Below are 14,715 nucleotides of genomic sequence, written 5' to 3' on the forward strand. Positions count from 1 at the left end.
AAGTCAGCGATAACAAGGGAATGGATGGAAATATGACCAAAGTCGTGGTAGTCAACGGTCCGAATCTGGGGCGTCTGGGCGTACGCCAGCCTGATGTGTACGGCAAGCAGGATCTTGAGACCCTGCGTAGGCTGTGCACGCAGTGGGGTGCGGAACTCGGGCTTGACGTGGAGGTTCGTCAGAGTGACGACGAGGCCGAGATGATCGGCTGGATGCATCAGGCGGCCGACGAGAAGACACCCATCGTGATGAACCCTGCCGCGTTCACCCACTACTCCTATGGTCTTGCGGATGCCGCCCACATGGTGATTGACGAGGGTCTGCCGCTGATGGAGGTGCATATCTCCAATCCGTCCGCGCGCGATGAGTTCCGCAAGCGTTCCGTGATCTCGCCGGTTGCCACCGGTACCATTGCCGGCATGGGATTCTATGGGTACAAGCTTGCGCTCGAAGCCGTCGCCCACCTGGTCGGGTAGATGCGCGGTCTGCCGGGCATGGCCGCAACCCCATTCAGGCGGGGTGTGCTCGTGTCCTGCGTACATATGCTCTCCCTTTCCAACCCCTGTTGAGAGCATATGTACGTTAACAACGGCTCAGTGTACGAAAACTCTCAGAAAACAGTGGTCAGCTCGCTTTCCTTTTTTCTGCGCATGAGCGCACGGTAGGTGGCGGCGCCGGTGCATGATGAGCGCAAGCCCGAGCGGGCAATGTGGTCGAAGGCCTGCCGGCTGTGGATAACCTTGGATTGTCGCATGTATACCCTCTATGAGGGTCGCCTGTCTCCCGTCGTCGGGAGCCGCCGTATGGATGAGCGGCTGAGGGCGTCCAACGGGATCTGGAGAAGGAGAAACAATGTCAATCCAATTACCGGGGGGGGTCGGTTCGACCGCCCGCCGTCTGATGCCGATGGTCGTGGCTTTGGGAACACTGCTGATGGGCGGCTGGTTCATGGCACATACGGCACCGGGGCACATCCCGGACATCTGGGCGCATGTGTATCGCATCGTGGGTATCACCAACGGCGACACATTGGCACGTCCGGTCGAATCGCAAAGTTATTTGCATAGCACCACTGGGAATGTGGGCGGATACGTTGACCAGGAGTGGATTGATTTTTCGTTGGAATATTATGACGGTTACGATCCCGCCGTCGTCAAACCGGAAACCTTGGTCTACGATGGCCGCGACGGCGCCGACGTGCCGTGCAACAACGCCGCCGTCAATTCGCCCGTGGCCTATGCGCCGCAGCTCGTAGGATTTCTCGTCGGCAAAGCCTTCGGTCTGTCTCCGCTCGCCACGTATCACTGTGCGGAGGCGCTGATGCTGGTCGTTTCGACGTTTCTTGGCGCGGTGTCAGTCATGCTGCTGCCCAAGTGGCGCATAGTCTGCGGCCTGGTAATGCTCTGCCCGTTGATGCTCCGGCATAACAGCTTCGCCATTTCCGCCGACTCATTCACTCAAGCCATGGTCTTCCTGCTCTCATGCATGGTATTCAGGGCGTTCCTGCGCAAAGTGTCCACGGCGTATTGCGTGGCATTGGCGGCGGTGTGCGTGGCCGTGGTGATGTGCAAGTTCATTTACGGGCCGTTATGCCTGCTTACGTTGCTGATTCCATGGGCGCAACACAGGCTGTCCACGGCGGCGCGGACCGATGGCGTCGGAGATGCAGTCGGTGCCATGGCGGACGAAGTTCCGCCGGATGTCCCGTTGCACCGTGACCCGCACATGTGGATTCTCGCCATCGGCGATGCGCTTGCCATCGGATGGCTGATGGTCTGGATGAAGCTGACCGGATGGTTCGTCACTACGCCGCTGATGGTTTCCTATGAGGAGATGACCGCACGCAAAACAGCGTTGCTCACCGATCCGGACACGATACTCTCGGCATTGAAGGCCGTGTTCGCTTCGATTGTGCAGGCCAAGTCGAATCTTGACAGGCCGATCGACAGTCTGGTGATCCGCCTCTGCTGGATTCTGATGCTGGCCGTACTGGTCGCCGTGCTCGCGGCAAGCGTGTTGCGCGCATTCGAACGCAGCATGTCGGCATTCTGCTGGGGTACGACGGTGATGTCGTTCGGCATCGTGATGTTGATGTATGTTGCGCTCTGGCTACAGTACACGCCGACCGATGCCAGTGCGGTGGAAGGGATGCAACACCGCTACTTCCTGCCCCTTACGGTGCTTTGCACGCTTTGCACCTGCGAATGCCTGCAGGCCATCGCAGCCCGGTTGCGGCGTTGAGTGTCCTTGGCCGGCGGGAGCACCGATGCTTCCGCCGGCCAGCGTGTTCTCCTTGACAAATGGCTGCGGGGGTGAACCCCGTTTTCGGTAACGGCCCTCACCGTATTTCCGGGCGTTCCATGCGTATGGTTCGCCGCGTGCGTAACAATGCCGTTCAACACGCAACGCCAATTCGGTTTTGTAGGTTATGTGAAATACCATAGAGAGCATTGATTGATAACGTGTGCATGACCAGAGATGAGTAATGCGGCCAGCGTCGGCCAACGGTCGGAGCAGGCTGCGGTGCCCACGTTGTCAACCAAACCGCGTCGCATGGTGCGGCGAGGAAGAATCTCGGTGACGAGGAAAGGGAAGCATGATCGCACAACGGTCGTTCAGACGAATCCTGGCGGCGAGTGTCGTCGCCGCGATGTCGTGCGCGTCGCTGATTACGGTTCCTAACGTCGCTCAAGCCGAGGAGACCAGCTCCTCCGGCAAGAAGGACGTTCAGGTGATCGCATTCCAGCAGACGTGGAACACCATCGCCAAGGAATGTACCAACACCTATGGTCCCGAAGGTGTCGCCTATGTGGAGGTCTCTCCTCCGCAGGAGTCCATCCAGGGCACCCAATGGTGGACCAGCTACCAGCCCGTGAGCTACAAGCTCGATTCCAAACTGGGCACGGAAGCCGAATTTAAGAACATGGTCAAGCAGTGCGCCACGGCCGGCGTGGGCATCATCGCCGATGTGGTGCTCAACCAGACCACCGGCTTCGATGTGGCCGCGGGGGACCAGAAGGGCGTGGCCGGCAGTGACTACAACGGTTCCACCGAAACCTACCCGGGCTTTGCCACCAAGCAGTATCCGGAAGGCATCACCGCCTCCGATTTCCATAGCTGCAAGCAGAACATCTCCGATTACACCAATCAGAAGGAAGTTCAGGAGTGCCGCCTGAGATCCATGTGGGACTTCGATTCCGAAAGCGAGAAGGTACAGGACATCCAGTCCGACTATCTCGTCTCGCTGTGGAACACTGGAGTGCGCGGATTCCGCATGGACGCCGTCAAGCACATCCACACCGATTCCATGAAGGCGATCAAGGAGAAGTTCGCCAAGAAGATCGGCAAGAACGCCAGCGACATCTACTGGATCCAGGAAGTCATCGGCAACTCCTCCGAAGCGGCGGGCATCCAGCCGAGCAACTACGTGCAGAACGGCACCGTGACCGAATTCGGCTTCAAGTCCGAAATGAACCAGACCTTCAAGGACAAGATCGCCAACCTCAAGGGCCTGAGCGACCGTCTGAGCAAGGACCTGTCGTCCGAGGACGCCAACGTGTTCGTCACCAACTGGGACACCGCCCGCAACGAGGGCGCGCTGACCTACAAGGATGGCGCCAAGTACCAGCTGGCCAACGCCTTCATGTTGGCCTATGACTACGGCACCCCGCGTCTGCTCTCCGATTACAAGTGGGACAACAACGACGACGGCGCACCCGGCGCAACCGCGACCTCCGTGCCCGACGTCGACATGGACACCGCCTGCGCCACCAACAGCTCCGACTGGAACTGCGAGCAGCGCTGGACCTCCACCCGCGGCATGATCGCCTTCCGCAACTACGTCAACGGCACCAAGGTCACCGATTGGCAGGATGACGGCGGCGACAACATCGCCTTCTCCCGTGGCAGCAAGGGCTTCATCGCCATCAACAACGGTAAGAAGGACAAGGATGCCTCGTACACCACCTCCCTCGCCGACGGCGAGTACTGCAACGTGTACGCCGCCATGGACTGCTCCAAGACCGTGACCGTCAAGAACGGCAAGGTCGAGACCACGGTTCCGGCACGTTCCGCCATCGCGTTGTATGCCGGTGCCACCAAGGCCGATCACCCGGCCGCGTCCACCGCCACCGATCCGTCCGACCCGGAGCTCAACCAGGAGGATGACGAGGTCCTGCCCGACGACAAGACCATCACCATCTACTACAAGCCCAACGATTCCAGCTGGAAGACCCCGAAGGTCCACTACGGCCTCGGCGACGACTGGAACCAGCCGGAAGCCGACATGAAGCTCGACGTCCAGGGCTACTACCAGGCCACCATCGACACCAAGGGCAAGAAGATCGACTTCGTGTTCCATGATGCCGACACCGACCAGTGGGAGAACCCGAAGGACGGCGGCAACTACCATGCCAACGCCGGTATCACGCACGTGGGCGTCGCCGACCAGTCCGCGACCGTGGGCAACCCCGAAGCCGTGAGCGGCCAGACCCGGCTCGTCGTGCACTACAAGCCCGCCAGCGCCTCGGACAACCGTGGCGTGTACGTGTGGGGCAAGGACACCAGCGGTACGGACATCAACGCCGAGAACCACGCCTTCACCGGCACCGATTGCTGGGGCAAGGTCGCCACGCTGACCTTCGACGGCAAGTTCGAGAACTTCGGTTTCATCATCACCACCAGCGACTGGAACAAGTACGGCGGCGACCGTAGCGCCAAGGTGGGTGCCGACGGCACCGCCGAGGTGTGGATCGACGGCACCAAGTACCCGGATCAGGGCGAATCGACCACCGTCGAAACGCTCGATGCCGCGCCGGCCGACTACAAGTGCACGGCCTCCACCGTCAAGGTGAAGGTCCACTACAACCGCGACGACGGCCTGTACTTCAACTCCGAGGACACCTCGACCACCGTCCCGCAGTGGGATATCTGGACCTGGTCCTCCAACTGGAACGGCGGGGCGGCCACCTTCACCTCCCATGACGATTGGGGTGAAGTCGCGGAGTACTCCTTCACCAACTACACCTACTACAACAACGAGGGTGCCTCCGACATCGGCATGCTGCGTCGTTATGGCAAGGATGCGTGGAAGGCCAAGGATCCCGATGACAACAACCACATGATCCCGTCCGATGCGCTCACCTTCGACGAGGCCAGCAACACCGTGACCGCCGAAGTGTGGATGCTCAACGGCGACGCGACGGTGTACTCCTCACGTCCGGCCCTCGGCGCCTCCATGAAGTCCGCCGAGATCTCCAACACCGACCAGCTGACGGTCAAGCTCTCCAAGAAGGTCTCCGCCGACGACATCAAGGATGACGTGACCGTCAAGGATGCCGACGGCAAGACTGTTGCCGTCAAGAGCATCAAGACCGATGGCACCAAGGTGATCATCACCACCGACAAGGAACTTGACGTCCGCGGCAAGTACACCGTCGCGGTCAAGGGCTTCGGCTCCCAGGACGCCGTCGCGGGCTCCGTGGTCCGCACCGACGCCTTCGACAAGAAGTACGCCTACAGCGGCGACGACCTCGGCGCCACCTACACGGCGGCGAAGACCGGCTTCAAGCTGTGGGCTCCGACCGCCACCGACGTCAAGCTCATCACCTACAAGTCCGACGATCCGAACGCCGACGTCGACCGCACCATCGACATGACGAGCGGTGACAGGGGTGTGTGGAGCGCCTCGGTGAAGGACCTCGCCAGCGGCACCGCCTACGCCTACCAGCTCACCTTCGCCGACGGCACAGTGAACGTCTCCGCCGACCCGTACGCCACCGCGGCGGTTGCGAACGGCGAACGTTCCGTGGTGCTGTCCAAGAAGGACATGGGCAACGCGGGCAAGCGCATGGGCGCCTTCTCCAAGACCACCGATGCGTCCATCGCCGAGATGAACATCCGCGACTTCTCGATCAGCCTGAGCTCCGGCGTCTCCGCCGACAAGCGCGGCAAGTATCTGGGCGTCGTCGAATCCGGCACCAAGACCGCCAAGGGCGCGACCTCCGGCCTCGACTACCTCAAGAAGCTGGGCGTCACCCACGTGCAGATCATGCCGATGTACGACTACGGTTCCGTCGACGAGACCGGCGACCTGAGCTACGACGCCAAGGGTGCACAGAACTGGGGCTACGATCCGGAGAACTACAACGTGCCGGAAGGCTCGTACTCCTCCGATCCGAGCAACCCCGCCTCCCGCGTCACCGAGATGAAGCAGATGGTCAAGGGCCTGCACGACAACGATATCCGCGTCATCATGGATGTGGTGTACAACCACGTCTATGACGCCGCGAACCATTCGTTCAACAAGACCGTGCCGGGCTACTACTTCCGCTACGACGACAACGGTTCGCTGGTCAACAACTCCGGTTGCGGCAACGACACCGCCTCCGAACGTGCGATGATGCGCAAGTACATCGTCGATTCGGTGACGTACTGGGCGAAGAACTACAACATCGACGGCTTCCGCTTCGACCTCATGGGTCTGATTGACACCGAGACGATGAAGGAAGTCCGCGCGGCCCTCGACAAGATCGATCCGTCCATCATCGTGCTCGGCGAAGGCTGGGATATGAACACCACGATGGACAAGAGCGAGATGACCATCCAGCCGAACGCCTACCAGGTCGCTTCGGATGGCACGAACAACGGCATCGCGTTCTTCAACGATTCGATCCGTGACGGCCTGAAGGGTTCCGTGTTCTCCGACACCGACACCGGTTTCGTCTCCGGCAAGGCCGATCAGGAGAGCCTCATCGCCCACAACGTGCTCGGATGCCAGTACGATGCCGACGCCAGCACCACCTGCTGGAATGGCAACGCGCAGGATCATTACGCGGACGCCGGCCAGGTAGTGAACTACGCCGAGATCCACGACAACATGACCCTGTACGACAAGCTCCGCGCATCCGTGCCCACGGATGATGAGGCGACCACCGAGGCCCGCGCCAAGCTCGCCGACTCCGTCGTCTACCTGTCCGAAGGCATCCCCGCCATCCAGCTGGGCCAGGAGTTCCTGCGCACCAAGAGCGGCAACGGCAACAGCTACAACGCCGGTGACGCGACGAACGCCATCGACTGGGATCGCACCACGCAGTACGCAGGCTCCGTCGACTACGTCAAGGGCCTGATCAAGCTGCGCAACAAGATAGCCGCCCTCCGCCAGACCAACTACGACGACATCAACGCCAGCGTGACCATGCTCAAGTCCGCGGACGGCGTCGTGGCCTACCAGGCGAAGGATTCCAGCGGCACCTACGTGGTGATCTTCAACGCCAACGGCAAGGCCGCCTCCATCGACGGCGTTGCTGCCGGCAAGTACGAAGTGCTCGCCTCCGACGGTACCGTGTACGGTGATGACGTCGTCAAGAGCGTCACGGTCCGCAAGGGTTCCGTCTACTCGGCCGGCGCCCTGTCCGCCACCGTGCTCAAGGTCGCTTCCGCCGATGACGTCGTCCCCGTGATCAGTGGTGTGACCGAATCGACGACCATCACCGTTGGCTCCAAGTTCGATCCGAAGGCCGGCGTCACCGCGTCGGATGACATCGACGGCGACCTGACCGACAAGATCACGATTGAAGGCAGCGTGGATGTCAACAAGGTGGGCGATTACAAGCTCGTCTACTCCGTGACCAACTCCCGCGGCAAGACCACGACGTTCACCCGCACCGTGCACGTGCAGAAGCGTGCCGTCGTCCCGGCCGCCGACAAGGGCACGAAGGGTGCCGCCACGGCATCCGGTGCCGCCGGTACCGCCGCCACCGGCGCCTCCGTGCTGGTGATCGCGTTGCTCGCGCTGGCCGCCGCAGCGGCCGGTGTGATGTTCCGCCTTCGCGGAAAGGAGGAACGCCTCTGAACGCAATGACCGATAAGCAACTCCGATAAACGCGCAGGAACCGGCCTTCCGAATGGGGGGGCCGGTTCCTGATTTTCGTTGGCATTCCGGTGTTTTCGCCTTGAATGGAGCGCAACGGATGCTCTCTGGCAATAGGCCCGATTCGCATAACACGCCGGGTCAACTGTGAATGTTAAGCTGGAGTTCCATGGTTAGAAGAACACATGGCAATCCTCAAGAGCACGTCACCAAGCATATTTTCGTCACCGGCGGCGTGGTTTCCTCCCTCGGTAAAGGCCTGACCGCATCCTCCCTCGGACGTCTGCTGCGTTCCCGCGGCATCAAGGTCCTGCAGCAGAAACTCGATCCCTACATCAACGTCGATCCCGGCACGATGAACCCGTTCCAGCATGGTGAGGTCTACGTCACCGAGGATGGCGCCGAAACCGATCTCGACATCGGCCACTACGAGCGCTTCCTCGACGTGTACCTGAGCCAGAAGGCGAACGTCACCACCGGTCAGATCTACCAGGAGGTGCTGCGCAAGGAACGCGCCGGCGAATACCTCGGCCAGTGCGTGCAGGTCATCCCGCACATCACCAACGAGATCAAGTCCCGCATGCGTGCGCAAGCGTCCGACGACGTCGACGTGATCATCACCGAAATCGGTGGCACCGTCGGCGACATCGAATCCCAGCCGTTCCTGGAAGCAGCACGTGAGGTCCGCCGCGATCTGGGTGCCGAGAACTGCATGTTCGTGCACGTTTCCCTGGTCCCGTACATCGCCGCCGCCCACGAGCTCAAGACCAAGCCCACCCAACACTCCGTCATGATGCTACGCCAGCTCGGCATCTCCCCGGATGCGCTGGTGCTGCGTTCCGACCGTCCGCTGAACCAGTCCATCAAGGACAAGATCTCCCTGATGTGCGACGTGGATTCCGAAGGCGTGGTCAACTGCGTGGATGCCCCGAGTATCTACGATGTGCCGAAGATCCTCTTCAACGAAGGCCTTGACGCCTACGTCGTGCGCGAACTCGGCCTGCCGTTCCACGATGTCGATTGGGACGAGTGGGAGGACCTGCTGGAGCGCGTACACCACCCGAAGCACGAGGTGAACATCGCCATCGTCGGCAAGTACATCGACCTGCCGGACGCCTACCTGTCCGTCACCGAGGCCATCAAGGCCGGCGGTTTCGCCAACTACGCCAAGGTGAATGTCAAGTGGGTCGCCGCCGATAAGTGCGAAACCGAGGAGGGCGCGGCGGCCGCGCTCGATCAGGTCGACGGCATCGTCGTGCCCGGCGGTTTCGGCATCCGCGGCATCGATGGCAAGATCGGCGCCCTGAAGTTCGCCCGTGAGAACAAGCTGCCGGCCCTCGGCCTGTGCCTCGGCCTGCAGTCCATGGTCATCGAATACGCCCGTCACGTCCTCGGCCTCGAGGACGCCAACTCCACTGAGTTCGAGCCCGATTGCGCGACTCCGGTCATCGCGACCATGGAGGAGCAGAAGGACATCGTCGCCGGCAAGGGCGATATGGGCCACACCATGCGACTGGGCAGCTACCCGGCCGAGCTGGAGGAAGGCTCCATCGTCGCCGAACTGTACGGCACCACGCATGTCACCGAGCGTCATCGTCACCGTTACGAGGTGAACGTGGCGTACAAGGACCAGCTGCGCGAAGCCGGTCTGCGCATCTCCGGCCAGAGCCCGGACGGTGAGCTCACCGAGTTCGTGGAGCTGCCGCGCGAGGTGCATCCGTTCTACGTGGCCACTCAGGCCCACCCGGAGTTCAAGTCCCGCCCGACCAAGCCGCACCCGCTGTTCGCCGGTCTGGTGAAGGCCGCGTTGGACCACCAGCAGGAGCACTGAGCGTCGGTGCGCCGATGAACCGCGTACGGCGGTGAAACGGCACCCGAACCGGAATGTGTTGCAGCCCACACCGAAATTTGGTGTGGGCTGTAGCTTTTTCATGACGGTTCTGTTAGGTTCTACTATGACATTGTGTGAATGACGGAGGCAAACCGGTGAGCGAACCACAAACACCAAACGCCGCGGCTGACGTGGAGATGAGCCAATACGTGGCCGATCGCACCCGCGTCAACGAGGATAAGATCAGGCAGGATGACGAGATCATCAGCCAGTTCGGCGACTACACTTACGGCTGGCATGATACGGATGCCGCGGGCGAGGCGGCGAAGAAGGGCATCGACGAGGACGTCGTCCGCGCCATCAGCGCGGATAAAGGCGAACCCGAATGGATGCTGGAGAAGCGTCTGCAAGGGTACAGGGACTTCATCAACAAGCCGATGCCGCAGTGGGGCGTGGATCTCAAGGACTTCGACGCGGACGATTTCAAGTATTACGTCAAGCCGATCGACAAGCAGGCGACCACATGGGAGGAGCTGCCTGACGAGATCCGTTCCACCTACGACAAGCTCGGCATCCCCGAGGCGGAGAAGAAGCGTCTGGTCTCCGGCGTCGCCGCACAGTACGAATCCGAAGTGATCTACAACTCGATCCAGGAGGATCTGAAGAAGCAGGGCGTGATCTTCGTCGACACCGATACCGCGGTGCGCGAATACCCCGAGATCGTGCAGAAGTACTTCGGCAAGTGCATCCCCAGCGACGACAACAAGTTCTCCGCGCTGAACACCGCGGCGTGGTCCGGCGGGTCCTTCGTCTACGTCCCGAAGGGCGTGCACGTAGACATCCCGCTGCAGGCGTACTTCCGCATCAACACCCCGAACATGGGCCAGTTCGAACGCACCCTGATCATCGCGGACGAAGGCTCCTACGTGCATTACGTCGAAGGTTGCACGGCCCCCATCTACTCCACGGATTCCCTGCATTCCGGCGTGGTCGAGATCTTCGTCGAGCCGCATGCCCGCGTGCGCTACACCACCGTGCAGAACTGGTCGAACAACGTGTACAACCTCGTCACCCAGCGCGCCTACGTGCGTGAGGGCGGCACCATGGAATGGGTCGATGGCAACATCGGCTCCAAGGCGACCATGAAGTACCCGGCTTGCATTCTGGCGGAACCGTACGCCAAGGCCAGCACCATGTCGCTCGGTTTCGCCGGCAAGGGGCAGTATCAGGATACCGGCGCGAAGATGATCCATCTCGCCCCGCACACCAGCTCCACCATCGTCGCCAAGTCGATCTCCCGCGGCGGTGGGCGTTCCGCATACCGCGGGCTCGTGAAAATCGTCAAGGGCGCCGAAGGCTCGTCGAATTCCACCGTGTGCGATGCGTTGCTGGTGGACGAGTTCAGCCGTTCCGACACCTATCCGCATGTCGATGTGCGCGAGGATGACGTGTCCATGGCGCATGAGGCGACGGTTTCCAAGGTCTCCGAAGACCAGCTGTTCTACCTGATGAGCCGTGGTCTTTCCGAGGATGAGGCCATGGGCATGATCGTGCGCGGTTTCGTCGAGCCGATCAGCCGTGAGCTGCCGATGGAATACGCGCTTGAGCTGAACAGACTTGTGGAACTGCAGATGGAAGGATCGGTGGGCTGAGCCATGACCGAAGCCAAGGAAATCACTATCCCCGTGGCGGATCCGAACGATCCGTACGCGAACCCCGCGGCGATGCCGTCCTCGGCGGACCGCAATCCACGCTCCTTCGAGGTCGGGGCGTTCCCCGAACCGAATCGCAAGCAGGAGGATTGGCGGTACACGCCGGTCGAACGCATCAGCGAATTTTTCAACGTGTTCACCCCGTCCAGCGAAACCCGGATCGAAGTCGGTATGATCGACGGATCCGCGCTTGCGGAAGGCCTTGCTTTGAGCCAAGTCAAGCTCGGTGAAGGATTGTCCGGCACGGTGTCCGAACCGTCGGATCGAGCCGCCGCCGTGGAATGGAACTCCGGCGCCACCGCCACCGTGCTCGAGCTGAAGGGCGAAATCGACCAGCCAGTGCTCGTCAAGGTGCACGGTGCGGGCATGGACCTCGACGCGTTCCATCTGGTGATCGCGGCCGCCGATGATACACACGCCGATGTCGTCGTCGAACATGACGGCGACGCCCGGCTCGCCGAGGGTGTGGAAATCGTCACCGGCAAGCATTCGAACGTGTCCACCACCTTCATCCAGGAATGGAACGCCGGTTCGAAGCATGTGGGCAACCATCGCATCCACGTGGGCGAGGGCGCTTCGCTTCGTCACTCCGTGGTGACGCTCGGCGGCGATGTCGTGCGTATCCGCATGGATCAGGATTTCGGCGGCGAACAGGGCGACCTCAACATGCTCGGCATCTACTTCGTCGATCCGGGAGAGCATATCGAACACCGTACGATGGTGGTGCACAACCACCCCGAATGCAAGAGCCGCGTGGTCTACAAGGGAGCCCTCGACGGTAAGGGAGCGCATTCCACGTGGGTGGGCAACGCGCTCATCGAACCCACCGCGTCCGGCACCGATTCGTATGAGCTCAACCGCAATCTGGTGCTCACGCCCGGTGCCATCGCCGATTCCGAACCGAACCTCGAGATCGAGAACGGCAACATCATCGGTGCGGGCCATGCCTCTTCGGTTGGCCGTTTCGACGATGAGGAGCTGTTCTACCTGCAGTCTCGCGGCATCAGCGAAACCGAGGCACGCAAGCTCGTCGTCCGCGGCTTCTTCAACGAACTCGTCGAGGAAATCGGCATTCCGGCCATCTGCGATCATCTCATGGACGTCATCGACAAGCGTCTGGCGCGCGGCGAAAGCGACGCCATGGCGCAAGTGCTCGAGGAACAGTGAAACGTAAAGGATTAAGAAACCATGTCAACGCTTGAAATCAAGAATCTGTACGCGCACGTCGAAACCAAGGACGGCATCAAGCCGATCCTCAAAGGCGTGAACCTCACCGTCAACTCCGACGAGACCCACGCCATCATGGGCCCCAACGGCTCCGGCAAATCCACTCTGGCCTACACGCTGGCCGGCCATCCCAAGTACGTGGTCGACGAGGGCGAAGTGCTGCTCGACGGCGAGGACATCCTGAAGATGACCCCTGATGAGCGTGCCAAGGCAGGTCTGTTCCTCGCCATGCAGTACCCGGTCGAGGTGCCGGGCGTCTCGATGACGAACTTCCTGCGCACTGCCAAGACCGAGGTCGACGGCAAGGCGCCCGCCATCCGCACGTGGGCCAAGGAGCTTTCGGAGGCCATGAAGCGTCTCAAGATGGATCCGAAGTTCGCCACCCGTTCCGTGAACGAGGGCTTCTCCGGCGGCGAGAAGAAGCGTGCCGAAGTACTGCAGCTGGAACTGCTCAAGCCGAAGTTCGCCATCCTCGACGAGACCGACTCCGGTCTTGACGTCGACGCGCTGCGCATCGTCTCCGAGGGCGTGAACCGTGCCAAGGAAGCCAATAAGTTCGGCATCCTCATGGTCACCCACTACACCCGCATCCTCAAGTACATCAAGCCGGATATCGTGCACGTGTTCGCCGACGGCCATTTCGTCAAGACCGGTGGTCCGGAACTGGCGGACGAGCTGGAGGAGAACGGCTACGACCAGTACCTGCCGGAAGGCGCCGATTCCGAAAGCGCACTGGCATAAGGCCGATTCCGCCCGGGGAACAACAAGCTCTAAGAGGTGTATATGGTAGATTTTGCAGCTATTCGCAACGAGTTTCCGATTCTGGATCAGGAGATCCACGGTCACCCTCTGGTGTACCTCGATTCGGCTGCGACTTCGCAGAAGCCGCAGCGCGTCATCGAAGCGGAAAGCGAGTTCTACCGGACCATCAACGCTGGTGTGCACCGTGGTGCCCACGAACTGGCTGCCCGCAGCACCACGGCGTTCGAGGACGCCCGCGCGAAGGTGGCCAAGCTGGTCGGCGCCAACGCGGAGGAAGGCGAGGAGGAGATCGTCGTGACCGCAGGCGCCACGGCCGGACTGAACCTGCTTGCCACGGCGTTCGGCAACGCGTCGCTCGGACGCGGGGGAGAAGCGGCCCGAAGATTCGCCCTGAAGCCCGGTGACGAGATCGTGGTGTCCAAGGCGGAACATCATTCGGTGCTGCTGCCGTTCCAGGAACTCGCCGCGCGTACCGGAGCCACGTTCAAGTGGCTGGATCTGACGGATGACGGACGTGTGCGCACCGACAACCTCGACGAGGTCATCACCGAACGCACGAGGATCGTCGCCGTGACGCACGTGGGCAATGTGACCGGCGCCATCACTGACATCGCCCCCATCATCAAGCGCACGCATGAGATGGGTGGCATCTTCGTGCTCGACGCATGCCAATCCGTGCCGCATCTGAAGGTCGACTTCCATGCGTTGGACGTCGATTTCGCGGCGTGGAGCGCCCATAAGATGTACGGCCCGACCGGCGTGGGATTCCTGTACGGCAAGCGCGAGATGCTTGAGGCGTTGCCGCCGGCGAGCTTCGGCGGCTCGATGGTCGAACTCGCATGGATGGACCAGCCCGCCCAGTACATGCTGCCGCCGGCGCGTTTCGAGGCCGGCACCCAGCCGGTCGCGCAGGTCGTCGCCGCGGGCGTCGCCGCGGAGTGGATGATGGCGATCGGCATGGACCGTCTGGAGGAGCATGAACGCATGCTGACCGACGAACTGTTGAAGATGGGCGACATCGACGGCATCCGTATCATCGGTCCGCGCGAGAACGTCAAGCGCATCGGCACCGTCGCGTTCGATGTCGAAGGCGTGCATCCGCATGATGTCGGCCAGTTCATCGACGCCCAGGGCATCGCCATCAGGGTCGGTCATCATTGCGCCCAGCCGGTGCATCGTCATTTCGGCCTGTACGCTTCGAACCGCGCCTCCTGCGGCGTGTACAACTCCATCGATGACATCGACGCGTTGCTCGAAGCGCTGGCCAAGGTGCGTCCGTTCTTCGAGGTGTAGCCCCGGCACATGACGAGTAA

The 14,715-nt window shown here is 61.5% G+C and carries 9 protein-coding genes; 8 read left to right on the forward strand and 1 reads right to left on the reverse strand.

The annotated features are described in order from the left end of the window. Positions 1-32 precede the first annotated feature (32 nt). Positions 33-476: a type II 3-dehydroquinate dehydratase gene (locus tag BUB29_RS04985; protein ID WP_033523530.1), complete on the forward strand. Its 444-nt coding sequence runs from the start codon at positions 33-35 to the stop codon at positions 474-476. Positions 477-610: 134 nt separating this feature from the next. On the opposite strand, the gene BUB29_RS09820 is transcribed toward BUB29_RS04985, so the two are convergent. Next, positions 611-754: a hypothetical protein gene (locus BUB29_RS09820; protein ID WP_156098206.1), complete on the reverse strand. Its 144-nt coding sequence runs from the start codon at positions 752-754 to the stop codon at positions 611-613. A 98-nt stretch (positions 755-852) separates the two neighbouring features. On the opposite strand from BUB29_RS09820, the gene BUB29_RS04990 reads away from it, so the two are divergent. The 7 genes from BUB29_RS04990 (at position 853) to BUB29_RS05020 (ending at position 14,695) form a co-directional block, all read left to right on the forward strand. Further along, complete coding sequence (locus tag BUB29_RS04990) at positions 853-2,241, forward strand: DUF2142 domain-containing protein (RefSeq protein WP_033523531.1); 1,389 nt, start codon at positions 853-855, stop codon at positions 2,239-2,241. Between the two features lie 355 nt (positions 2,242-2,596). Then, entirely contained in the window at positions 2,597-7,852 is a 5,256-nt protein-coding gene (gene pulA, locus BUB29_RS04995) for a type I pullulanase (protein WP_033523532.1), read from the forward strand. Between the two features lie 187 nt (positions 7,853-8,039). Then, the gene (locus BUB29_RS05000; protein ID WP_033523533.1) at positions 8,040-9,701 is read left to right on the forward strand and encodes a CTP synthase; all 1,662 of its coding nucleotides are present in this window, start codon (positions 8,040-8,042) and stop codon (positions 9,699-9,701) included. A gap of 197 nt (positions 9,702-9,898) precedes the next feature. Then, entirely contained in the window at positions 9,899-11,353 is a 1,455-nt protein-coding gene (gene sufB, locus BUB29_RS05005; protein WP_193349157.1) for a Fe-S cluster assembly protein SufB, read from the forward strand. Between the two features lie 3 nt (positions 11,354-11,356). After that, positions 11,357-12,580: a Fe-S cluster assembly protein SufD gene (gene sufD / locus BUB29_RS05010; RefSeq protein WP_033523535.1), complete on the forward strand. Its 1,224-nt coding sequence runs from the start codon at positions 11,357-11,359 to the stop codon at positions 12,578-12,580. A 21-nt stretch (positions 12,581-12,601) separates the two neighbouring features. Then, entirely contained in the window at positions 12,602-13,381 is a 780-nt protein-coding gene (sufC, locus tag BUB29_RS05015) for a Fe-S cluster assembly ATPase SufC (protein WP_033523536.1), read from the forward strand. Between the two features lie 42 nt (positions 13,382-13,423). Further along, positions 13,424-14,695: a SufS family cysteine desulfurase gene (locus BUB29_RS05020; protein WP_033523537.1), complete on the forward strand. Its 1,272-nt coding sequence runs from the start codon at positions 13,424-13,426 to the stop codon at positions 14,693-14,695. Positions 14,696-14,715 lie beyond the last annotated feature (20 nt).

This window comes from Bifidobacterium merycicum DSM 6492, from assembly GCF_900129045.1.
GTDB lineage: Bacteria > Actinomycetota > Actinomycetes > Actinomycetales > Bifidobacteriaceae > Bifidobacterium > Bifidobacterium merycicum.

What these genes read in the sequence shown, in the direction of transcription:
- BUB29_RS04985 (WP_033523530.1), top strand. Translation starts at nt 33, where the DNA reads ATGACCAAAGTCGTGGTAGTCAACGGTCCGAATCTGGGGCGTCTGGGC.
- BUB29_RS09820 (WP_156098206.1), bottom strand. Translation starts at nt 754, where the DNA reads ATGCGACAATCCAAGGTTATCCACAGCCGGCAGGCCTTCGACCACATT.
- BUB29_RS04990 (WP_033523531.1), top strand. Translation starts at nt 853, where the DNA reads ATGTCAATCCAATTACCGGGGGGGGTCGGTTCGACCGCCCGCCGTCTG.
- pulA (WP_033523532.1), top strand. Translation starts at nt 2,597, where the DNA reads ATGATCGCACAACGGTCGTTCAGACGAATCCTGGCGGCGAGTGTCGTC.
- BUB29_RS05000 (WP_033523533.1), top strand. Translation starts at nt 8,040, where the DNA reads ATGGTTAGAAGAACACATGGCAATCCTCAAGAGCACGTCACCAAGCAT.
- sufB (WP_193349157.1), top strand. Translation starts at nt 9,899, where the DNA reads ATGAGCCAATACGTGGCCGATCGCACCCGCGTCAACGAGGATAAGATC.
- sufD (WP_033523535.1), top strand. Translation starts at nt 11,357, where the DNA reads ATGACCGAAGCCAAGGAAATCACTATCCCCGTGGCGGATCCGAACGAT.
- sufC (WP_033523536.1), top strand. Translation starts at nt 12,602, where the DNA reads ATGTCAACGCTTGAAATCAAGAATCTGTACGCGCACGTCGAAACCAAG.
- BUB29_RS05020 (WP_033523537.1), top strand. Translation starts at nt 13,424, where the DNA reads ATGGTAGATTTTGCAGCTATTCGCAACGAGTTTCCGATTCTGGATCAG.